Source organism: Paraburkholderia sp. RL17-380-BIE-A (genome assembly GCF_046028085.1).
Taxonomy (GTDB): domain Bacteria; phylum Pseudomonadota; class Gammaproteobacteria; order Burkholderiales; family Burkholderiaceae; genus Paraburkholderia.
The window spans coordinates 65,035-87,715 of sequence record NZ_JARESQ010000024.1 but is presented as its reverse complement, the minus strand read 5'-3'; the positions used below and the strand labels follow the sequence as shown (position 1 = coordinate 87,715).

At 61.9% G+C, this 22,681-nt stretch carries 20 protein-coding genes; 8 read left to right on the top strand and 12 right to left on the bottom strand.

From position 1 onward, the window contains the following. Positions 1-53: 53 nt before the first annotated feature. On the bottom strand, positions 54-743 hold the full coding sequence (locus P0D68_RS31420) for a hydrolase (protein ID WP_091803430.1): 690 nt from the start codon (positions 741-743) through the stop codon (positions 54-56). A gap of 365 nt (positions 744-1,108) precedes the next feature. Then, complete coding sequence (locus tag P0D68_RS31415) at positions 1,109-2,029, bottom strand: LysR family transcriptional regulator (protein ID WP_091808871.1); 921 nt, start codon at positions 2,027-2,029, stop codon at positions 1,109-1,111. 118 nt (positions 2,030-2,147) lie between these two features. On the opposite strand from P0D68_RS31415, the gene P0D68_RS31410 reads away from it, so the two are divergent. The 7 genes from P0D68_RS31410 to P0D68_RS31380 all read left to right on the top strand — a co-directional run bounded on the left by P0D68_RS31410 (position 2,148) and on the right by P0D68_RS31380 (position 10,617). Next, entirely contained in the window at positions 2,148-2,801 is a 654-nt protein-coding gene (locus tag P0D68_RS31410; protein WP_091803436.1) for a DsbA family oxidoreductase, read from the top strand. After that, positions 2,798-3,946: an FAD binding domain-containing protein gene (locus P0D68_RS31405; RefSeq protein ID WP_091803438.1), complete on the top strand. Its 1,149-nt coding sequence runs from the start codon at positions 2,798-2,800 to the stop codon at positions 3,944-3,946. The genes P0D68_RS31410 and P0D68_RS31405 overlap by 4 nt, the downstream gene beginning before the upstream one ends. Positions 3,947-3,983: 37 nt before the next feature. After that, positions 3,984-5,198 carry an MFS transporter gene (locus P0D68_RS31400; RefSeq protein ID WP_091803441.1) on the top strand — a complete coding sequence of 405 codons (1,215 nt, stop codon included), beginning with the start codon at positions 3,984-3,986 and terminating at the stop codon, positions 5,196-5,198. A gap of 147 nt (positions 5,199-5,345) precedes the next feature. After that, positions 5,346-6,488: an alkene reductase gene (locus P0D68_RS31395; RefSeq protein WP_408302671.1), complete on the top strand. Its 1,143-nt coding sequence runs from the start codon at positions 5,346-5,348 to the stop codon at positions 6,486-6,488. Positions 6,489-6,563: 75 nt separating this feature from the next. Further along, positions 6,564-7,847, top strand: a complete 1,284-nt coding sequence (locus P0D68_RS31390) for a c-type cytochrome (protein ID WP_408302669.1) — start codon at positions 6,564-6,566, stop codon at positions 7,845-7,847. Then, entirely contained in the window at positions 7,844-8,356 is a 513-nt protein-coding gene (locus tag P0D68_RS31385) for a (2Fe-2S)-binding protein (RefSeq protein WP_408302667.1), read from the top strand. The genes P0D68_RS31390 and P0D68_RS31385 overlap by 4 nt, the downstream gene beginning before the upstream one ends. Then, entirely contained in the window at positions 8,353-10,617 is a 2,265-nt protein-coding gene (locus P0D68_RS31380) for a xanthine dehydrogenase family protein molybdopterin-binding subunit (protein ID WP_408302665.1), read from the top strand. The genes P0D68_RS31385 and P0D68_RS31380 overlap by 4 nt, the downstream gene beginning before the upstream one ends. A 149-nt stretch (positions 10,618-10,766) precedes the next feature. Here P0D68_RS31380 and P0D68_RS31375 read toward each other — a convergent pair whose 3' ends face one another. The 7 genes from P0D68_RS31375 to P0D68_RS31345 form a co-directional block, all read right to left on the bottom strand. Continuing rightward, on the bottom strand, positions 10,767-11,294 hold the full coding sequence (locus P0D68_RS31375; RefSeq protein ID WP_408302663.1) for a DsbA family protein: 528 nt from the start codon (positions 11,292-11,294) through the stop codon (positions 10,767-10,769). Continuing rightward, a complete protein-coding gene (locus P0D68_RS31370; protein ID WP_091803456.1) occupies positions 11,291-11,803 on the bottom strand; it encodes a redoxin domain-containing protein in 513 nt (170 codons plus the stop codon). Before P0D68_RS31370 ends, P0D68_RS31375 begins: the two co-directional genes overlap by 4 nt. Before the next feature lie 342 nt (positions 11,804-12,145). Then, positions 12,146-13,351: a trypsin-like serine peptidase gene (locus P0D68_RS31365; RefSeq protein WP_408302660.1), complete on the bottom strand. Its 1,206-nt coding sequence runs from the start codon at positions 13,349-13,351 to the stop codon at positions 12,146-12,148. A gap of 339 nt (positions 13,352-13,690) precedes the next feature. After that, positions 13,691-13,969, bottom strand: a complete 279-nt coding sequence (locus P0D68_RS31360; protein ID WP_091808875.1) for a hypothetical protein — start codon at positions 13,967-13,969, stop codon at positions 13,691-13,693. Positions 13,970-14,185: 216 nt separating this feature from the next. Next, the gene (locus P0D68_RS31355) at positions 14,186-16,108 is read right to left on the bottom strand and encodes a putative bifunctional diguanylate cyclase/phosphodiesterase (protein WP_408302658.1); all 1,923 of its coding nucleotides are present in this window, start codon (positions 16,106-16,108) and stop codon (positions 14,186-14,188) included. Then, a complete protein-coding gene (locus tag P0D68_RS31350) occupies positions 16,105-16,635 on the bottom strand; it encodes a YfiR family protein (RefSeq protein WP_177205119.1) in 531 nt (176 codons plus the stop codon). Before P0D68_RS31350 ends, P0D68_RS31355 begins: the two co-directional genes overlap by 4 nt. 1 nt (position 16,636) lies before the next feature. After that, positions 16,637-18,679, bottom strand: coding sequence for a TonB-dependent receptor plug domain-containing protein (locus P0D68_RS31345; protein WP_408302656.1), 2,043 nt, complete (start codon positions 18,677-18,679; stop codon positions 16,637-16,639). A gap of 375 nt (positions 18,680-19,054) precedes the next feature. On the opposite strand from P0D68_RS31345, the gene P0D68_RS31340 reads away from it, so the two are divergent. Next, positions 19,055-19,321 carry a hypothetical protein gene (locus P0D68_RS31340; protein ID WP_091803471.1) on the top strand — a complete coding sequence of 89 codons (267 nt, stop codon included), beginning with the start codon at positions 19,055-19,057 and terminating at the stop codon, positions 19,319-19,321. 102 nt (positions 19,322-19,423) lie between these two features. Here the strand turns inward: P0D68_RS31340 and P0D68_RS31335 are convergent, their stop codons facing one another. The 3 genes from P0D68_RS31335 to P0D68_RS31325 are packed head-to-tail and all read right to left on the bottom strand — an operon-like array spanning position 19,424 to position 22,458. Further along, positions 19,424-20,086 carry an ankyrin repeat domain-containing protein gene (locus P0D68_RS31335; RefSeq protein ID WP_408302654.1) on the bottom strand — a complete coding sequence of 221 codons (663 nt, stop codon included), beginning with the start codon at positions 20,084-20,086 and terminating at the stop codon, positions 19,424-19,426. Positions 20,087-20,101: 15 nt separating this feature from the next. After that, entirely contained in the window at positions 20,102-20,722 is a 621-nt protein-coding gene (locus P0D68_RS31330; RefSeq protein ID WP_408302717.1) for a c-type cytochrome, read from the bottom strand. Between the two features lie 2 nt (positions 20,723-20,724). Continuing rightward, complete coding sequence (locus P0D68_RS31325; protein WP_091803476.1) at positions 20,725-22,458, bottom strand: pyrroloquinoline quinone-dependent dehydrogenase; 1,734 nt, start codon at positions 22,456-22,458, stop codon at positions 20,725-20,727. Positions 22,459-22,681 lie beyond the last annotated feature (223 nt).

The window sequence follows — 22,681 nt, the reverse complement described above, 5'->3', positions numbered from 1 at the left end:
CGCTCCGCTTTCAAGCGCGGAGCTATTCATCGGAAGCGGGCGCTCGTCGCTGCTTACTTCTTTGCAGGCACCGGCGCCAGAACCTCATGCGTCCCCGCCGCGCGCTGGGCAGCCTTGTGCACCATGGTGTAGGCATAGTCCACGCCCATCCCGTACGCGCCCGAATGCTCTTTGGCAATCGCCATGACTTCGTTGTAAGTCTCCTTGTGTGCCCAATCGCGTTGCCATTCGAGCAGCACCTGTTGCCAGGTCATCGGAACCACGCCGGCCTGAATCATCCGCTGCATCGCGTAGTCATGCGCGTCCTTCGAGGTGCCGCCCGACGCGTCGGCGACCATATAGATTTCGTAGTCACCTTCGGCCATCGCGCACAGCGCAAACGTGTTGTTGCAAACCTCGGTCCACAGACCTGCCACCACTACCTTTTTTCGGCCATTCGCAGCAAGCGAGTCACGAACCTTCTGGTCGTCCCACGAGTTCATGGACGAGCGTTCGAGCACCTTGTGCTCCGGAAATACGTCCAGCAACTCCGGGTACGTATAGCCGGAGAAACTTTCTGATTCCACGGTCGTGATAGTGGTAGGGATGTTAAACACCCGCGCTGCCTTCGCGAGTCCTACTACGTTGTTCTTGAGTACCTGACGGTCAATGGACTGGACGCCAAAAGCCATTTGCGGCTGTTGGTCGATAAAGATGATCTGCGAGTTTGCAGGCGTGAGGACTTCCAGTTTCGGATTTGCCATGGCGTTGTACTTCCTAAAGGTTTGGTGAACATGGGAGGACAGGCCGCACTCGCTTGAAGTGCGAGAAAAGCTGGAGCCCATTCTAGCCACGGGTTTTTGCCGAGTCCTTGGCGAACGACCTTAATAGTTCTTAAACAATATGGTCGGCAAAGCGCGTTCCGGCGCGCACGCCTGCGGCGCGTTCACACTGGCGCGGCCGAGCGCCGGCGCCCGCTCAGAACATTTCATGTTTTCTGCAGGACTTTATGGGCGCGGCATTCCTACACTGCAGTCAGCGTTGAATCACCCTTTCGCGACTTCGATCAGTCAGACCGGTGGAATGCGCGCTGAAAAACGCACCGAGTGAGCGCGGCGCGCGCAACCGTTCAACCTTCGAGCGATACGCGAAGCCGCGTCTCGAGAAACTGAACCAGCGCGCGCACTTTGCTGGACTGGCGGCGGTTGGGTAGATACGCGGCGTAGACGACGGCGTCGCCCGCATGAGGACTCGCGTCGAAGTGTTCGAAGAGGCGCAGCAGGCGGCCCGCGCGAATTTCGGCCGCCACCTGCCATTCGGGTAGCAATGCGATGCCGCGCCCGGCCATCACCGCTTCGAGCAGGATGTCGAGATTGTTCGACAGCAGATGGCCGTGCACGTCGACGCGTTGCTCCACGCCCTCGCGCTGGAAGGTCCAGGCCTGGCGAGTGCGGTAGCCGCCGCCATAGGCGAAACGCAGGCACTCGTGGTCAGTGAGCTCCTGGGGTGTTTGCGGCGTGCCGCTGCGTTCGAGGTAGTCGTGGCTCGCCACCACGTAGCGCGGATTGTCCGCCAGTTTTTTGACGATCAGGTTGGCGTCGCGATCGGCGAGACCGATCCGGATCGCGACGTCGATCCGGTCGAGCGCGAGATCGGCGAAGTGATCGGCGACCACGACGTCGAGGAACACCCGCGGATTGTCGGAGAGAAAGGCGGCGAGGTGCGGCGCAAGGCGCAGGCGGCTGTAGGTGGACGGAACCGAAATTCGCAGCGCGCCGACCGGCGACGCACCGCTGTCGAACACGCTCTCGTCCGCCTCGGCCAGATCGTCGAGCACCTTGGCGACCTGTTCGACGTAAGCGATGCCGGCGTCCGTGAGACTGACCTTTCGCGGCGTGCGGGTCAGCAGCGCGGTGCCGAGCGAGGCCTCCAGCGAGTCCATCAGGCGCGTGACCGACGAGGTCGCCACCCCGAGACGTTGCGCGGCCTTCGAAAAGCCACCGGCGTCCGCCACTTCAAGCAAGGTTTTGACGGCGAGGAATTTGTCCATGTTCGGCCTGATTGACGGTTTGGTTGCAAAAAACGCAACGTCAGCTTGCATTTTATCCATATTCAACAACGATAACGCAACGGATAAGCTGCATGCGTTACCTAGTGAGGGAAGCGACATGCAAGCCATTCAGGTCGAGGTCAATTACGACTTCATTTGTCCGTGGTGCTGGATCGGCCAACGGAACCTCGCGTCGGCGCTGACGGAGGCCGGCGCGGACACGGTTGTTTCGATCCGCTATGTGCCGTTCGAATTGAATCCGGCCATGCCGGCCGAAGGGATGGACCGGCGCGCGTACCGCAGCGGGAAATTCGGCAGTTGGGCGCGCTCGCAGATCATGGATGCGCAGGTCACCGCCGCCGGACTGGCGGCCGGCGCGCGCTTCCAGTACGACAAGGTGCTGCGCACGCCGAATACGCGTCTTGCGCATCGTCTGATGCAGTTCGCGCAGCAGCGCAATGACCCGCGCGCGACGGCCGCGTTGTATCAGGCGATCTACGCCGCTTATTTCTCCGAAGGCCGCGACATCGGCTCGCTCGACACGCTGGTCGCGCTTGCCGCGGAACATGCATTCGACGCGGACGAGGTGCGCGCGTATTTGCTGAGCGCCGCCGGCAATCAGGACATCGACGCGGCGCGCGCGCGGGCTGACAGTCTGGGCGTTCAGGCCGTGCCGACCATCCGCATAGACGGCGATGTGATCAGCGGCGCGCAACCGCCCGTGGTCTTCATCAACGCGCTGCGTTCGGCAGGGCAAAGGAAAGCAGCATGAGATCGCTCGAAAGACCGCGTGCCGTCGTGATTGGCGGATCGCTCGGCGGCTTGCTGACGGCCAATACGTTGCGCTCGGCCGGCTGGGACGTCGACGTGTTCGAGACCTCGCCGAACCAGCTCGAAAGCCGCGGCGGCGGCGTGGTGCTTCAGCCGGACGTGCTGGACGCGCTCGCCTTCGCCGGCGTCGAACTGCCGGACCCGCCTGGTGTGGCCTCGGGCGATCGTATCTACCTGGACCGCGAGGACCGGGTGGTCGAACAACTCCACATGCCGCAGATGCAGACCTCGTGGAGCCTGCTCTACCGCGCCATGAAGAACGCGCTGCCCGCGTCTTACCTGCATGCGGGCGAGACCTTTACCGACTTCCACATGGAAGGCGAGCGGATCGTCGCGCTGTTCGAGAGCGGCCGCAGCGAACAGGCCGATCTGTTGATCGGCGCCGACGGTATCCGCTCGACGCTCAGGCGGCGCCTGCTGCCCGAAGTCGCGCCGCAGTATGCGGGCTATGTCGCATGGCGCGGCCTCGTCGAGGAAGCCGATCTGCCGTTGCACGCAGCGGACATGCTGCGCGGGCGCTTCGCGTTTCAGCAAGGCGACGGGCATTCGGGGCTCTCCTATCTGATTCCGGGCGAGAACGATTCGACCGTGGCCGGCGAGCGGCGCTTCAACTGGGTGTGGTATCGCAAGTACAGCGCGGCAAGGCTCGAAGAGTTGCTGGTCGATCGTCACGGCATCCGGCGCGCGTTCTCGCTGCCGCCCGGCTCGACCAAGGGCGCCGACATCGCACAGCTCCGCGAAGACGCGCAGGCGTCGTTAGGGCCGACGTTCCGCGCACTGGTCGATGCCACCGACGCGCCCTTCATGCAGCCGATCGTCGATCTGCGCTCGCCGAAGATGGTGTTCGGCCGCGCGGTGCTGCTCGGCGACGCCGCTTCGGTGCCGCGCCCTCACACGGCGGGCAGCACGGCGAAAGCGGCCGCCAATGCCCATGCGCTGGCGCTCGCGTTGTCCTCGACCTGGCAAAGCGGCGCGACGATCGATTCAGCCCTGAAACGTTGGGAGAACCAACAGTTGCAACGCGGCAGGCTGATGACCGATCTGGGTATTTCACTCGGCGACCGCGTGATGAACCTCGCGCGCTGAGTCCACGTATTCCGTTTCTTTTCTTCAAGGAGTTGTCATGTCAACCCAGGCATCCACCACGGCGGCCGCCAACAGCCCCGTCAAGCTGACACGCGGACTGATCGCGTTGTTCGCGTTCTGCTGCGGCGCCATCGTCGCGAACCTGTACTACGCGCAGCCGATCACCGAACTGATCGCACCGGCCATCCACATGTCCGGCGGCACCGCCAGCCTGATCGTCTCGCTCACGCAGATCGGCTATGCATTCGGCCTGTTCTTTCTGGTGCCGCTCGGCGACCTGCTGGAAAACCGCAAGCTGATGATCACCACCGCGCTGGTGTCGATCGCCAGCCTCGCCGCCGCGGCGTTCGCGCAGCAACCGGCCGTGTTCCTCGGCATCTCGCTGCTGGTCGGCTTCAGTTCGGTTGCCGTGCAGATCCTGATTCCGCTCGCCGCGCATCTCGCGCCGGACGAATCGCGCGGCAAGGTGGTCGGCACCATCATGAGCGGCCTGCTGCTCGGCATCCTGCTGTCGCGGCCGATCTCCAGCGTGGTGGCCGGGCACTTCGGCTGGCGCGCGGTATTCGGTTCCGCCGCCGTGCTGATGGCGATCGTCACCAGCGTGCTCGCGCTGACCATTCCGCGCCGCCAGCCCGATCACCAGGCCACGTACTTCGAACTGATCGGCTCGCTCGGCCACCTGGTTCGCACGATGCCGGTGCTGCGTCACCGTTCGTTTTACCAGGCGCTGATGTTCGCTTCGTTCAGCCTGTTCTGGACCGCGATTCCCGTCGAGCTGACCCGCCAGTTCGGGCTCTCGCAAACCGAGATCGGCATCTTCGCGCTGGTCGGCGCGATCGGCGCGACCTCCGCGCCGGTGGCGGGCCGTCTCGCCGATGCGGGCCATACGGTGCGCGCGACGCTGATCGCGCTGGTGGTGGGCGCGTTCGCCTATGCGCCCACGCTGATCCATCCCGCGTGGGGCGTGCTCGGGCTTGTCGCGACCGGCATCGTGCTCGACTTCGCCGTGCAGATGAACATGGTGCTGGGTCAACGCGAGATCTATGCGTTGCACGCGGCGAGCCGCAACCGCCTGAACGCGCTGTATATGACGAGCATCTTCGTGGGCGGCGCGTTCGGCTCGGCGCTCGCCAGCCCGCTTTACGAACACGGCGGCTGGCCGCTCGTCGCCGCGGTCGCCACGGCCTTTCCGATCGTCGCGCTGGCGCACTACCTGGTGATCGGCCGTCCGTACGCCGCCCGCCACGCCTGATACACGCATTGCTTCGCAACCGGGCGGCTCGCTGTCCGGATTAACAACATTTCAGCGTGGCTTCAGGAAATTTCGCGGGCTCGGCGATACGCTGACCAGCAGAGTCATTCACCTGAACGACGCTCGATTGCTCATCAAGGAATCACCATGTCCTCCCTTTCGCCCCTGCTCGACGGCTACGACCTGTCGGGATTGAGTTTGCCGAACCGCGTCGCGATGGCGCCCATGACCCGCTCGCGCGCGCCGTTGCGCGGCCGGCCGACCGAGATGATGGCCGAGTACTATGTGCAGCGCGCGTCGGCCGGCTTGATCATCACGGAAGCCACCAATGTCAGTCCGGCCTCGGCGGCGTTCGACCTGACGCCCGGCATCATCACGGCAGAGCAGATCGACGGCTGGCGTCATATCACGAGCCAGGTGCATGCCGCGGGCGGCCGCATCTTCATGCAGTTGTGGCATGGCGGGCGCGTCAGTTCGTTCGCGCTGCTCGGCGGCGCAGCACCGCTCTCCCCTTCGGGCGTGAACGACGACCTCGAACAGTTGCAGGTGTGGGCGCAACTGCACAACGGCCAGTACACCAAGATTCACGCCACGCCGTCGCGCGCCATGTCGCTCGACGAAGTGAAGCTCGCCGTCGACGCGTTCCGCCAGGGCGCGGCCAACGCGATCGCCGCCGGTTTCGACGGCGTGGAAGTGCACGCGGCGAACGGCTATCTGCCGCATCAGTTCCTCTCGTCGACCACCAACACGCGCAATGACCGCTACGGCGGCTCGGTCGCGAACCGCGCGAATTTCCTGCGCGACATTCTCACGGAGATCGGCTCGGTGGTCCCGCTCGACCAGGTCGGCGTACGTATCTCGCCGTACGCGCACTACAACAACGTACGCGACGCGGACCCGGACACGACCTACGACTACGTCGGCAAGATGCTCGACGAATTCGGCGTCGCCTACGTGCATGCGGCGGATACGAACGGCTGGAGCGGCCAGCCGGATTTGCCGCGCATTATCGAGCGCATGCGCCGCGCGTTCTCGGGCACGTTGATGGTCAACGGCGGCATTTCCGTCGAGCATGCCGAGACCTTGATTCGCGAAGGCCAGGCCGACCTCGTGGCGTTCGCTCGCGCGTATATCGCGAATCCCGATCTGGTCGAACGCATTGCGGCCCACGCGCCGCTCGCGGCCCCGAAGCCGACTGGCTGGTATGCAGGCGACGCGGCCGGCTATATCGACTATCCGTTCCACGGCAGCGCCGGCCAGGGCGTAGAAGCAGGCGCGGCACGAGCATGACGCGATCGATGCGGCAAACGTCCGGCGCGTATCACGCGGCCGGTTCGTTCCAGGACTTTGGTGAGAGGTGCGTGAATGACTCGCAAGTCTAGACTGCTGGCGGGAGGCGGCGTGGTTGTCGTGGCCGCGCTGGCCGTCGCCTTCCTGCTGATGTGGAAGCCCGCCATCGCGCCGGTCAGCCCGCCCGCGCCGACCTCGTTCGACGCGCAGACGAGGCTCGCGGGTGCGCGTGTCGTCGCGTTGGGCGACTGCATCGTGTGCCACACCGCGAAGGGCGGCAAGCCATTCGCCGGCGGCCTGCCGCTCGCCACGCCGTTCGGCACGATCTACGCGACCAACATCACGCCGGACGCCGAAACGGGCATCGGCAACTGGTCGCTCGAAGCCTTCACGCGCGCGCTTCGTCATGGCGTCGCGCGCGACGGGCATCTGCTGTATCCGGCGTTTCCGTACATTCACTTCACGCGCATGTCCGATACCGACATCTCGGCCGCCTACGCGTATCTGATGACACGTGAGCCGGTCAACGCCGTCGCGCCCGCCAACGAACTGATTTTCCCGCTGAACTTCCGGCCGCTGCTGGCGTTCTGGAACGTGCTGTTTCTGCATCCCGGCGCGCAGCAGCCGGAGGCGTCGAAGGACGCCGAGTGGAACCGCGGCAAATTGCTGGTGGATGGCCTCGGCCACTGCGCGTCGTGTCATTCGCCGCTCAATCCGATCGGCGGCGAGAAGTCGGGACACGCATTCGACGGCGGCGTGGTCGACGGCTGGGAAGCGCCCGCGCTCAATGCGCTCGGCGCGGCGCCCAAGCCGTGGACCCAAGACCAGTTGGTCACGTACCTACGTTCGGGCCGGGCCAGCGAACACGGCGCGGCGGCCGGACCGATGCTGCCCGTCACGCGCGATCTCGCCACCGTGCCCGTTGAGGACGTGCAGGCGATTGCCACCTATCTGCTGTCGATCCAGAAACCGCAGCCGCTCCCGGCGAGCGTGTCCACTGCCAACCAGGGGGTCCAGTCTGCCGAGGCGCAACGCGGCGCGACCCTGTTCGCCGCCTCATGCGCGCAATGCCACGGACCCGCTGCGCCGATGCAGTCGATCGGCGAGCGCCCCACGCTTGCGTTCAGCACCGCCGTCAATGCCGCGACGCCGCGCAACGCGGTCCAGATGATATTGAGCGGCAACGGCTGGCACGGCGAAGACAGCGAGAACTACATGCCCGCCTTCAGCCAGATTTACGACGACCAGCAGATCGCCGATCTCGCCGCCTACGTTCGCGCGACCAATTCGCAGCGCGGCCCGTGGCAGGACGTCGAGGCGATGGCGGCCAAGGTCAGAAAGGAGAACAACGCGCGATGATCAATCTAACCGTGAATGGCGTGCAGCACGCGCTCGATATCGATCCTTCCACGCCACTGCTCTACGCATTGCGCAACGACCTGCAACTGCACGGCGCGAAGTTCGGCTGCGGCCTCGGACAATGCGGCGCCTGCACCGTGATCGTGGATGGCGAAGCGGTGTTCTCGTGCCTGGTTCCGGTCTCGTCGATCGGCAAACGGCCCGTGCGCACGATCGAAAGTCTCGGCACGATCGAACACCCCGGTGCGCTGCAAAAGGCGTTCATCGATCACCAGGCGGCGCAGTGCGGTTATTGCATCGCCGGAATGATCATGCGCGCGCAGGCGTTGCTCGATCGCAATCTGCGGCCTACCGAGCGCGAGCTGCTCGATCATATGGAACCGAACCTGTGCCGCTGCGGTACGCACACCCGCATTCTCGCGGCGATTCGCGAAGTCGCGCATCTGCCGGCAAGTGACGCGACGGCGGCGAAACCCCAAGGCGCGGCAAGCCACGGAGGCGCGCAATGACCGTCAAGGAAGAGGAAATCAACGAAGGACGCCGCCGCTTTCTGCTGTCCGGCGCACTCGTCGTGAGCTTCAGCATGGTTCCGGGCGTGAGCGCGATGGCGCAGGAAGTGATCGCGGACGAAGGCGCCGCCGTGCATATCGGCAAGGCGACCCAGACGCTCGCCGGCAGCCTGAAGACCAACCCGTACCTCGATTCGTGGATCAAAATCGATCGGGCGGGCAACGTGACCGTCTACACCGGCAAGGTGGAACTGGGCACGGGCGTGCGCACCGCGTTGTTGCAGATCGCAGCGGAGGAGCTGGACATGGCGCCCTCGTTGATCACGTTTCTGACCGCCGACACGGGCGCGTCGCCCGATGAAGGTCTCACGGCGGGCAGCCACACGATCGCCGACAGCGGCAGTGCGCTGCTGAACGCTTCGGCTCAGGTGCGCGGGCTGCTGGTCGATGCCGCCGCCCAGCACTTCGGCGTCGCCAGCACGGTGCTGAGCGCGCGCAATGCGGTGATCAAGGCGCCGGATGGCCGCAGCATGACCTATGGCGAGGCGGTGGGACTCGTCGACCTGCATCGCATGGCCTCGCCCGTCTCGCCGTTGAAGAACCCCGCGACGTTCGACATGATCGGCACCTCGTTGCCGCGCGTGGACATTCCCCGCAAGGTGACGGGCGGCGTGAGTTATGTGCAGGACATGATGATGCCGGGCATGGTGCACGCCCGTGTGGTGATGCCACCCGTCTACGAGGCGCGGCTTGTGCAAACGAACACGCCCGCGATTCTGAAGATGCCGGGCGTCCTTAAGGTCATCAGAAACGGCAGCATGCTCGCCGTGGTCGCCAAAGGCGAGTGGCAAGCCGTGCAGGCGCAACGCGCGCTTGCTGCGGGAAGCCAATGGACGGCCGGGCGCGCACTGCCCGACCCCGCTACCGTACATCGCGATCTGAAGACGATCTCCACCGAACACATCGAAATCGCCAACACGCACAGCACCACCGGCACTGCCGTGAAAACGCTCGGCGCGAAATACACCAAGCGTTACATGATGCATGGCTCGATCGGGCCGTCCTGCTCGGTTGCGCTCTTCAAGGACGGTGCGCTGACCGTCTGGACCCATTCGCAAGGGGTCTACCCGCTGCGTGACGGGCTTGCCGAAATGCTCGCCATGCCGAAAGACAAGATCCGCTGCGTTCATGTGGAAGGATCGGGTTGCTACGGCCACAACGGCGCGGACGACGTGGCCGCGCACGCCGCGTTGATCGCGCGCGAAATGGACGGCCAGCCGGTGCGCGTGCAATGGATGCGTGAACAGGAGAACACGTGGGACCACTACACGCCCGCGATGGTGACCGAAGTCAGCGCCTCGCTCGACGCGAGCGGCAGCATCGTCGACTGGAACTACGCGCTGTGGAGCAGTTCGCACAACGAGCGCATCGTCAACGCCGGCCGGCTCATTCCGGCGCAGTTGCTGGAGCAGCCATTCGCGCCCGCGCCCTCGGTGCCGATGGTGCAGCCCGAAGGCGGCGGCGATCGCAACGCGATCCCGCTGTACGCGTTGCCGAACATGCACGTGATGAACAACTTCTCGCCGACCATGCCGCTGCATACGTCGGCCATGCGCTCGCTCGGCGCGCACATGAACATCTTCACGATCGAGACGTTCATGGACGAACTGGCCGCCGCTGCCGGCAAGGACCCCGTGGCGTTCCGGCTGAAGCACATGCAGGACCCGCGTGCCCGTGACGTCATAAAACTCGCCGCCGCGAAATTCGGCTGGCCGCGTGCGCCGCGCAAGCGCAATCACGGCGTCGGCTTTGCGTTCGCGAAGTATAAGAACCTGATGGCCTATGTCGCGATTGCCGTCGAGGTATCCGTCGTGCCCGAAACCGGTCAGGTGATTCTCGAACACGCTGAAGTCGCGGTGGATTCCGGACAGATCGTCAATCCCGACGGCATCCGCAATCAGATCGAGGGCGGCGTGATTCAGTCGGCAAGCTGGACGCTGTATGAACAATTGCAGTTCGATACGAAGCGGATTCGCAGCTTCGACTGGAGCAGTTATCCGATCCTGCGCTTCTCCGCGGTGCCGCGCAGCGTCAATGTGCATTTGATCGACCGGCCGGGCGCACCGTTTCTCGGCGCGGCGGAAGCGTCGATGGGACCGACCGCGGGCGCGCTCGGCAATGCGCTATTCGATGCCACCGGCAAGCGCCTGCGCGACATGCCGCTTGCCGGCGAAAGCCTGCGCAAACTGATCGACGTTTGATCGAGGTTTGATCGACGTTTAACGGGTTGGGGAATCCGTCATCCGCATCGCGCCGAGCGTGCGGATGACTTTTGTTTTCGACGCTTTCGCGTGCTCGTGAAAAAGGGCGGCAAGGTTGACCTTGCCGCCCTTTTCTTCTATCCGCACACTCACACGTGACGGGCGACGGCGCGCAGCGCTTCGAGCAGAGTTTCGGCGTCGCGCTCGCCGTCATAACGCTGGCCGTTGATGAACAAAGTAGGCGTGCCGTTCACGCCGCTGCGCAAGCCACTGTCGAAGTCATGCTGGATACGCTCGTCGTAAGTGCCTTCGAACGCCGCGGCCAGATCGCGCGCATGCAGGCCGAGTTGCGCCGCATACCGCGCCAAATCCGTATCGCTCAGTGCCGTCTGATTTTCATACAGGATGTCATGCGCTTCCCAGAATTTGCCTTGAGTCGCCGCAGCTTCCGAAAACTGCGCGGCGTGCAGCGCGTGGGCATGCATATCCGTCAACGGGAAGTGCCGGAAGACGAATCGCAGTTGTGGTCCCATGGCTTGCTGCACCGCTTTGATCACACCGTACATCGCCCCGCAATAGGGGCATTCGAAATCGCCGTATTCGATCAACGTGACGGGCGCGCCGAACGCACCCTCGATATGGTCCAGAGATCCGACCGGCGCGGAGAGATGGCTCATGGCGTGTCCTGTTGCGTGGAATTGTTCATTTGTTCGAGTGCGCCGAGTATTCCGTCGACGCCCGGGTTCACGGTGATGGGAGAAACATAGGCCCACCGCACAATGCCGTTCCCATCGAGAACGAATAACGCGCGCTCGCAAACACCTTCCTTCGCGCGGTACACACCATAGCTTCGTGCGACTTCGCCCTTCGGCTCGAAGTCCGAGAGCAGCGGAAAATGAAGCTTGCGTTGTGTTGCATATGCCGTGTGCGACCACGCGCTATCCACCGAAATGGCGATCAGTTGCGCCCCCAACCGGCGCAATTCAGCAAGCGCGGCGTTGAAAAGACCGAGTTCGTCGCCACACACAGGGCTCCAGTCGGCCGGGTAGAACGCTATCACCACCGGCGCGCCGCGTAACTCGGATAGGGTGATCTTCTGGTCGGGTGTGGCTTGCAACGTGAAATCCGGCGCCGGCATGCCGGCTTCGAGAACGGGAATGGCGGGGCGAGAAAGCGGTACGGTCATGTCGGATAATCTCCACTCGAAGCATTTCGGGCCACGACTTCGCTGCGGCTCGTTGTGTTCAGCAGAATAGGCCGGATGGGATCGCCGGAATAGTTATGCGTTGGGATCGGCGGATCAGAGAAAGGGAGGTGTGGGTCACACCTTTGTATGGTGGGATTTCAAGCGAGGGTATTTTGATTCGGGCGGCCAGCAATTCGACGCCGATGGCCAGATGCTGGGACTGCTGCTGAAATACTATTCTCGTGTTTCTAGACAGCTGATACGGACCTATGGAAAACGGGTGGCTGCTCGTCATACTGCCCCGAGCCACCCGGATCCGGATTGCCTTGCGCGATTAGCGCCCTACAACGGCCAATTCGCTCGCGCCCAGTCGACCAGGTTGACCAGATTGTCTCCGCCGCTGACCGAATTGTCCGCGTCGCCGTCGAAACTCACTTCGCTCGATACCACGCCGCACGCGCGAACCTGACTGCCATTTTCGAACCATGCGAAGAACGGGCCACCGGAGTTGCCGTGGTTCAGGCTCGCCTCCGTTTCCAATGTCTGTCCGTCGTCGTCTTCGTAGTCGTCTTCGAAGGATTGCCAGCTTTGCACCGCGGGTCGCTCCCCGCCCGCGACATCGAATGGGTAACCCACGTTCTCCCATACGTTCAGCCCTCTCCAGCCGTCGTCGAAACTCGTCGTGCCGATATAGCCTAACCGGTTGCCCAAGGGCTCATATAGCCGTAATACCGCATAGTCGTGCGACAGGTTGAAGTCCGTGTCGTCGGTCCCATAGTGGCGGGCGTCGCTGACGTAAGACGACCCGAATGGCTCCGTACCGTCAAAATAGTACGGCGTGAATTTCATCCACCAGTTGCCGGTTCCGATGCTATTCCAAGGCATGACGTGGCGTGCTGTCAGAACGAGGCGATCGCCGATCAGCACGCCCGAACCGGATGTGCCGTCGCTCGTAACGATCTTTCCAGTCAGCAACCACGGCCAGCTTGTATCGAACAGAACCTGGCGTGCATCGCCGGGAAAGACCGTGAGTGGTTTGACCTTGCGCCCTTTTCCGTCTCGCATCTGCGGCTGCGGGCGGCGGATGCCCGTTTTGGGAATGAATCGAACGTCCATCCATTCTGGCCGGAACGACGGGTGGCCGGAAATCTGTCCCATCGTATCGGTTTTTTCGTGCCTCTGGACCGTGCAGCCCATGGGCAGTCCGGGCGTCGAACCGGCGCTCATCTCGACGCCGATTTTCCACAGGCTCTGACCATCGGGGCGCACATCAACTCGCTCGCTTTTCACTTTTGGCGCTAGCTCCACGCCGGGGGGGACAGTTACGTAGGTAGTAGACCAGATGGATTTCGCGGTCACACGCAGGTTTTCTCTGGTTGCCTTGAGAGGGCTGAGGACTTCCAGTTCCGCACGGGTCAACGGCCGCAGACGGTTCGCATGATAGGGCATCACGACTCTCCTGAAATAGTCGAGGGGGCTGAAGCAAAGAGACCATTGCGTATCGTTTCCATCACACGTCAGCAGCTCGGCGTGACGGGTGCCTTCCACTCAATTGTCCCGCCGCGCCCTGTGCTTCTCAGGGCGACCGGGGAAAGTCTTCTCTGTATCTAGAACGAACCGTACGCTTGCGTTTCAAGTACGGAAGGTAAAGCCGGGAAATCCGGTCTTTTCGGGCCCTGCTCCCTAGCCGCTCATCCATTCACGCGCCATTCGAAGGCGCGCGCGTGCATGCAACCCGTGACGAACCAGAAAGCACGACGGCAGGCCGTACGCCAACGTACGGTGCCTGCCGCCGATAATGGTAGACGCGACGCGAGCGAATCTACACTTTGTTCATGCACATCCATGTCTCTGGCGGAACTCCAGAGACATGGATGGTTGCGCGGTTCAGCATTCGCCCTTCTTTGCGTGTCCGGGCGGGCAGTGACCGTCCTTATGTCCGTGATGATGGTGGTGTTCCTCCCATTCGTCGCGATCCCAATAGCGGTGGCCGTCCCAATAGCGGTCGCCATGCCATCCAGGCGACACGACGACGACCGGGGCCGGCGCGACCACGACAGGTGGCGTACCGATGTTAATGCCGACGCCAATATCCGTCGCATGCGCAAATCCCGAAGCGGTGATGCCCATACTCACCAGCGCTGCGCCAACGAAAAAACTTTTCATCTCACCCCCGATTCCGCGACGCTCGCGCCGCGTGTCAGCCGCATCGTTCGCGGCTACTGTTCAAGATCGCAAGCAGCGCGATTCGGTACTTTGACGCGATCAATGCCAATTCGTATCGAATCGTTTTGCAAGCCCTAACTCCATCTCCTGCACATGGAAGATACTGAAGCTGCGTCAGGACCAAGCCTGAGAGTCGCAACGTGAAGTTACATGTTTCTACGCGACGGGTCCAGCCGACTCAGTGCGCTCGGCGGCGAGGAAATGCTCGCGCTCTTCCTCCAATGCCTCCATCAATGCGGTAAATGTCATTGGCCGGCCCGTGAGATAACCCTGAACGAAGTCGCACCCGCTATCGCATAGCCACGCCAGTTGCGCCGGATATTCAACCCCTTCCGCGACGACAGTGAGACCAAAACTGTGCGCCATCGAAATGATGGCTGTAACAATTGGCTGCCCCGAATACGGTAACGCCTTCACAAAGCTGCGATCGATTTTCAGTTGATTGAGCGGAAACGTCTGCAGGTACGATAGAGACGAATAGCCCGTGCCAAAGTCGTCGATCGACAGGCGCACACCTCGCGCACGCAGCGTTCTCATGACCTCCGCCGCCACCGTGACATTCTCCATCAACAGGCTCTCGGTCAGTTCAAGTTCAAGCAACTCCGGTCGCAAACCGGTCTCCTGCAGTGTTGCAAGCACGTCGGCACCGAAAGTGTGATGCCGGAGCTGTCGGGCCGATACATTCACCGAGACGCTAACAGACGTCGCCGCATCGCTATTCCACCGCACGGCATCCTGACAGGCTCGGGTCAGAATCCATCGGCCGAGTGACAGAATCAAGTCGCTACTCTCCGCAATCTGCACGAATTCGGCGGGAGAAATAGCCCCTTGTGAAGGGTGATCCCAACGAGCAAGCGCTTCCACGCCGACTAACCGCCCGGTGCGACAATCGAATTGCGGCTGATAGGCAATGTCCAGGCCATCGCGCTCGACCGCTTCGCGCAGATCGCGCTCCAGCGACGCACGCCGCTGCGCCTCTGCCGTCATTTTCGGCCGGAACTCGACCGCAAGATTTTTACCGCCGCCTTTGGCCGCATAGAGCGCTATATCCGCGCTACTTAAGAGGGACGCAATATCGCCTGCGTCGTCCGGATACCGCGAAAAGCCCACGCTCACGGTGACGGGCACCATCGTCCCTTCGAGTTCGAACGACCGCCCAAGGCTGCGCACGATTTTCTCCGCGGTCCTTCGGCTCTGGATCCGGTCGGCATCCGAAGTTGCCAACACCGCGAATTCGTCACCGCCGATACGGCTCACGACGTCCCGTTGTTGAACAGTGCCCCGCAGGGTGTGCGCTACCGCGCGCAGTAGTTCGTCCCCGGCACCGTGCCCGAGCGTATCGTTGATCTTTTTGAAATCGTCGAGATCGATCAGGACAAGTGTCACCTGCGGGGAAACACCAGCAGCCGGACGCAGGCAGCCAGCCAGTTCGTCATAGAAAGCGCGACGGTTGGGCAGATCAGTCAGCGGGTCGGTCAGAGCGAAGTATTCCAATTGTCGTTCCGCCTCGATGACGCGCGCTCTGGTACGCGACATGACGAACGACGCTATCCACAGCGCACACGCCGACGCTAGAAACAGGAAGCAGGCATAGCGCGTGAATTCCGCCTTCATTCCGTCGGTCGTCGCAACGAGGACCACCGTGCCGACCCGTGCGCCACCCTGAACCACGGGTGCGGCGACGATCACGTCCTTGAAAGAAAGGCGCACTTGTGTCTGCGCCGCGGCCTCCGTGCCTTCGTTCTGCTCAAATTCCGATAGCCCTCGCTGAACGAAGCGGGCAAAGCGACCGCCCTTAGCATCGAAGACCGCAACGCTTTCGATATAGGGGAGATTGCCGAGGTGCGCCAACACTTCGCTCGCCACCTCGCTGTCGCGGAAGAGCAGTGGCGCCGACATATTTTCCGCGACCATTGCGGCCTGAAGCCGGGCGTTGTCCGCAAGCGCGCCTCGAAGCGAAACCGCCTCATAGACGAGCAGGACAACGCTCGAAATCACCAGAGCAACCGCCACTCCGATGATGTTGACCCGTCCCAACGCGCGCGACAAACTTGGCTTGTTCCGTTCGATCAAGCTCATAGGACAGTCCTTGCCAGTTGAAGCAGCTTCGAGCTGAGCGAAAGATGTCGCCGAGCCGCCTCGCGGTTGTTGATATCGAAACGCAAATGGTTTCCGTCCGTGACCAGGCGAATCACCGTGTCCTGTGTATCCAGCGTGGAATTGGTGATGACGAGTACGGGCCTGTCGGAGTTGAGCACTTCTCTCGTTTGCTTCGACAATGGCTTACCTTCTTCGACGAGAACGACGTTGCATCCTGACGGACCATCACCGTGGCTCAGCGAGCCGAAAGTCCACGCGCGTCCGCTCACGATCTTTCCGTTAAGGTTCGCGAGCGCTATTCCCAGCGCGCTCTCACCGTTCGCGCAGACGACCAGCTTCGAATCGGAGAGCCCTCCTGCCGGCCAGGTGGTGAACTGGGTAAAGTTGTAGATGTATGCTGCGCTCAGCATCGCTTCGTCAACCTGTGCGTTCGACGGCCCGGCAATGACCGCGAGGACTAACGAGCCCAACACGGTGAATGTGCGGAGTGTGCGATTGAACCGCATACTAGAATCCGTACACCATTTTGACGAGGAAGGTGCGGCTTTGCTGCGCAATGACCTCCTGCGTATAGCCGGGGCCCGCCGGATCCGCATACTGTGTGTTGGCTACGTTGTACACCGAGAACGACACGTCGGCATGCTGGATCAGGCGCGTCGAGCCGACGGACAGATTGCCCAGGCAGTACCCTGCTGCGTGGCCACTTTCGGCGAGTCGGCTTGATACACAGCGCAGTTCGGTGGCGAGCCGCGCCGCATTGCCAAAGAGCGGCAGTACCAGATTGAGTTTCGCGAGATGCCGCGGTGAATTTTGCAGAATGTCTCCGGTGGCGCCGTCTCGGGCGATCTGCCACGAATAGCTGGCCCGGACTCGGGTTTCACCGAATCGTTGCTCATAGCTTATTTCAGCGCCGTTCGCTTTCGCCCGGTCGAGGTTCTCGAAAACGTACAGCCCGGCCGGCGAAGTCGTTTCCGAGATCAGGTCGCGAATGTCGTAATGGAACAGAGAAAGTGTCGCGTGACCCGTCGCGCCAAACTGTCTCTGGTAGATCAGTTCGGTGGTCGTGATGTGCTCAGCCTTCAATGAAGGATTCGCGGACTGTCCACCCACCCCCGGTACAGCGTAATAGAGTTCATAGGCGTTCGGCGCGCGATAGGCGCGACCGTACACCAGTTTCACTGTGTCGCTGTTGGTCGGCTTGTAGGCGAGCGCCACGCGTGGACTCACGTTGCCGCCTGCCGCTGTCTCCACGTCGTAACGAAGTCCGACATTGAGCGAAAAATTCGCGGGCAATTGCAGTTCGTCTTCACCGTAGATTCCGGTGCGGTTACCGGAGCGCCGGTCGTCGAGAAAACTCTCGTAGGGTTCGACGTTGAAGTTGTACTGATCGCGATGAGCGTCGCGCGTATAGTCGAAACCCAGCACGACTCTATTTTTCGGAAGGGACGTGAACGTGGTGTGAACGTCGACGCCGTACCAGAGCGCGTGGTCGCCATCGACGTTCTCCACCGGCCCTGGCGCATAAAGACTCGGACTGCGATAGTCGTAACGTCCCCAGTACGCGCTCGACGCCAGTTGTATGCCTTCCGCGATTGTGTGCTGAAAAGTGCCGTCGATAAAACTATGCGTATCGGTCGTGCTGAACGGCGCGTTGAATATCGCGCCATACGGCGCGGTGGGGACGCCCTTCGTCCGGTTGCCATAGCCCATGCTAAGGCCGAACTCGCCGTACGTGAACTTGGCGAGCAACTTCTGACTGCGATCGTAGTCGAGTCCTTGTGCCACGCCATTGTTCTGGTCGGGCGTATCGAACTCCGGATAAAACAGGCTCTGCCCGTTGCTGACAAAAGAACTCGCCGACAGCAGTACGTCCGCGCCATTCGTGCCATGCCAGCCGTAGGATGCGCGCGCCTGCTTCTCGCCAAAACTCCCTGCTGCGACTGCGACCTGAGCACCGCGGAGACTTTCGCCGGTCTTTGTAATCACGTTCACGACGCCAAATAGCGCGTTCGAACCGTACACAGCCGATCCTGGACCCGGCACATACTCAATACGCTCGACAAGATCCAGGTCTACCGGAAAATCGGTGCCAATGGCAGCCTGGTCGAATACCGAGTCGTTGGTTCGTACTCCGTCGATCAGCAGCAAAAACCGGCTGTTGTAGTCGCCCGGGCGCTGAAAGCCCCGTGCGCCGAGATACGAATAGGTCCGGTCGTAGGTTGTGTAGAGTCCGGGAAGCGACGCGAGCGCATCCGCGAGGGTCTTCCATCCGAAATCGCGGATATCGGCGGCCGTCAGAATGAAGACCGCGGCCGGTGCGTCGGATATCGGCTGGGCAAGCCGGCTGGCGCTACTCACCGTGACCTGCATCAACGCCTCCAGCGGTAGCGCGGTCAGATCGCCCGGCGCATGCTCGCTCGTGGATAGCTCCGGCTTCGCCTGCGCGGCCGCTCGAACGTTGTGTGCCGCGATAACAGCAGACGCTGCGGCAAGTAATGTGAGGCGCAACGTGCACTTAACACCGCGCGCAAAGTTACGCAAATCGGACATGGGAGTAAAACTTACTAACGTAGCGCAGGAAATGGTGCATTCATCCAGCTTCTTATCGGCTTTTCCGGCGCAAACTTGAATCGGGCGCAAAGCGCCGCGTTCAGCCGTGGGCCCGTTATGACAAGCGCTAAGGGTTGATACTGATGCCGATATCCGATCGGTAACTTCTTCGCGCGTGAATTCGCTGACGAAGAAAAATGTGCGCCCTGATTTCTGGCCTCCGGTTTTAGAGGGGGCACGTCATGTCTGCTCTATTCCGCTCCCTTAAGATTTCCTTCAGCATTTCCCCTTAAATTCGAGGTAGACCGTTTTCCCGGTTCGCATGAACGGACCTAAAAAGGCCTGCGGTCGGCCCACAAAAAAAAGAGAGATTAGATGGCAAGGGGAAAAATTAGCGCGGCCGTCGGGAATGCTCGCTCTGCGTATGCGCTCGAGCTTGCAAGAGGGCGCTCATACATTGGCAGTACGCTGACTCCGGCGACACGCAGCAATGCCATTACCGAAGTATTCGCCGAATTCGTCGAACTATATGGAGATCGAGAATTAGCCTTGTTTCAAAAGCTTCTTGCGGAGGATCTGCAACGGCAAGGTCAGCCCGACGCTTCGTTGGCCGTGCTTGAATTCAAGCTCCGTATTCGGTGAACGAGCGCTTCGTTCGAACGATGAGCGCCGCCTAACTTTAGCGTCAAGGCGCTCACTCTTCTCAACGCATGTGCGTCCGCGCATGCCGGACTCATTCCCGCACTATCCGGCAGATAACAGACGAGCCACCTGGTCCGACTTCGTCTGCACCGCGATATCCTTCGCCGTCAATCCCCGATTATCCTTGAGCGACCGATTCGCTCCGCGTGCGATCAGCAGCCGGACAGTATCCGCGCGATCGTATCCCGCAGCCCACATCAGCGCAGTGAGGTCGTTCTTATAAGGACGATTCACGTCGACCCCGGCATCGAGCAGTTGACTCACCACTTTCGACTGTCCCTGGCCGGCCGCATACTCCATCGCAGTCTTGCCGATGCGATCCGTGGCAAGAGGATCGGCGCCGTGCGCCAGCAGCAGCGCGACGATTTCATCAAAGCCGCCGTACGCCGCGGCCATCAACGGTGTGACGCCCGGCGCGCTGGCGTGCTGAACGTTCGCGCCATGTTCGATCAGCATGCGCGCCGTTCCCACGTCGCCTTTTTTGCACGCGGTAATTAGCGCAGTGTCGCCGATGCGGTTCATGGCATCCACTGCGGCCCCGCGCTGAAGCGCCGCGAGAGCCGACGGCTCGTCTCCGTCTTTCGCGGCTGCAAGCAGTTGCCTGTTTGTTTCTCCGTCGCCTTGCGCATGCGCGGGCATGCATGCGCCGAATGCGCCCGCAAGCAACACGACAACAGCAGTGGTACGGATGAGAGTTTGTTTCACGGCATCGCCTCCCTGCTACTGGAGATTGTTGATGTATGCGGCGAGATTGCGAATGTCGTCGTCTGTCAGATTGCGGGTCACACTGGCCATGTTGCCGGCGTCGTTGGTCCGCGTATGCGAACGGAAGTCCTGCATTTGCTTGACGATGTACGGATACAGTTGACCCGAGACGCGCGGAATCTCGTTCTGACCAGAAAAGCCGCCCAGGTGGCACATCGTGCATAACACCTCTGCAGCTTTATTCTTTCCGGCTTCGATGCTGGCGCTATCCGCCTTGAATGGAACGGACACCAGCTTTTGCGCGGCGAAGTAGTCGGCCAGATCCTGCATGTCGTCGCGCGAAAGGTTCGCCGCCATCGGCGACATGCGCGGGTCGCTGCGCCGCCCTTCCTTGAAGTCCTTGAGTTGCAGATAGAGATAGCGCGCGCTCTGACCCGCGAGAATCGGATAGTCCGAATTGGTCGAATTGCCCATCGGCCCATGACAGGCCACGCACACCTGCGCTTTCGCCTTGCCCGCCTCGGCGTCGGCGTGCGCGTTCAACGGCAGCCATGCGGCGGCGAACCAGCCGCACAGCCATGCCGTCCATGAGCGGCTCGCCGCTCCCCGGGTTCCCCGTAGCATCAGCATGCGCATCGTCATGGCAGCGCAAAAACCACCACGGTGTTGCCGCGCTTGAAGTCGAGCTGGGTATTGCCGCCCGCCGCGACCGCGACGTATTGCTTACCGTGCACCATGTACGACACCGCGGGCGCATTGACGCCGGCGCCGCACTGGAACTCCCAGAGCTTCTTGCCGGTGGCGGAATCGAATGCGCGGAACAGGCCGTTGCCTTCGCCGTTGAATACGAGACCGCCCGCCGTCGCCAGCACGCCGCCTATCAGCGGTTGTTCGGTCTTGAAGTCCCACGCCACCTTACCCGTATCGACGTTGACCGCGGAGAGCTTGCCCCATTGCTGTTCGGCCGCGATCGTCTTGAACGCGCCGCCCAGCCAAAGCTTGCTGCCACCCGGATAGGCCGCGTCCTCGACCTGATACGTCATCGGTTGATGCAGATTGGCCGCATACACGAGGCGCGTTTGCGGATCGAACGCCATTGGCGACCACTCGACTCCGCCGTTCGCGCCGGGCAGCATCCGCGCGCCCGCGGCTGTCGGCAACGTCCACATGTTCTCCTGGGGAATCATCGCCTGCGAATAGCGGATCAGCCGCCCGGTGGCGCGATCGTGAACGTACACGTGTCCGGTCTTGCCGCCGTGCACCACGCCCGGAATCATCTTGCCGTTGGTGTCGCGCACGTCGATCAGCATCGGCGGGCTCACGGCGTCGAGATCCCACACGTCATGCGGCACATACTGGTAGTGCCATTTGTACTTGCCGCTGTCCAGATCGATCGCGACGAGCGAATCCGTATAGAGGTTGTCTCCCGGGCGGATTGCGCCATACAGGTCCGGCGAGGGATTGCCCACCACGAAGAACACCGTATGCGTTTGCCGATCGACGGCGGGCGCCATCCACACACCGCCGCCGAGCGTCTTGTAGAAATCACCCCCCTTCGCGGCGAGCTGTTTTTTCTCGGCATCGATATCGCGTTTCTCGTCGCGGCCAGTCGCATCTTTCGTGGCCCACACGCCTTCCTGGCCGGTTTCCGGAATCGTATAGAACGTCCACAGCAATTGACCGGAGTTTGCATCGAACGCTTTGAGGAACCCGCGAATGCCATATTCGCCGCCGTTCGTGCCAATCAGCACCTTGCCGTCGACGACCGTCGGCGCCATCGTTTCCGAGTAGCCCTGATCGGGATCGGCGATTTGCGTTTGCCACAGCACGTTGCCGGTTTTCGCGTCGAGCGCGACGAGTTTCGCATCGAGCGTGCCCATGAAGAGCCGGTCGCCGGCTATGGCTACGCCGCGATTGTTGGGCCCGCAACAAAACGTCGTGACCGAGCCCATCTTGTGCTTGTAATGCCAGAATTCCTTGCCCGTGACCGCGTCGACCGCATACACGTGGTTAAACGAGGTGGTAATGAACATCACACCATTCGATACGATCGGCGCCGTTTCCATCGACTCGTTGACGGCTGTCTGGAAGATGAAAGCCGGTCTGAGTTTCGCCACATTCGTCTTGTTGATTTGTGCGCCGCGGTAGTAGCGCGTCTGCGCGTAGGAACCGTTCGAAAGCAGCCAGTCGTTGGACGTGGTGGCCGCCTTGTCGAGCTGATCCTGACTTACGGGCTGCAGCGTCGACGGCACGGGTGAGCTCGTCGTAGTCGAAGTGTTCTGAACTTCGTCAGCGGCAAAAGCAGAGGGTAGGCCGAATGCAATGGCGAGCAGGGAAAGACCAATAGCATCTGGAATGCGAACGAATGGCATGAGCGTCTCCTTGGCTTTTTATTGTTCAAGAATTTCAGCACTGGAGTGCGGCATTCATCCACGCCAGCAATGGCGTAGAAAAGCAGGATGGCACAACCCTCTCAAACAACAAAAGCGTACGATTTAGAACCGTTGATTGCTTTGTCAGAATGGGTCGGCTGCGCACAGACGGGCGAAGGTCATGCCCTCGCCCCAAAAGGCCGGCTCGCTTAAGCGTAGGCGA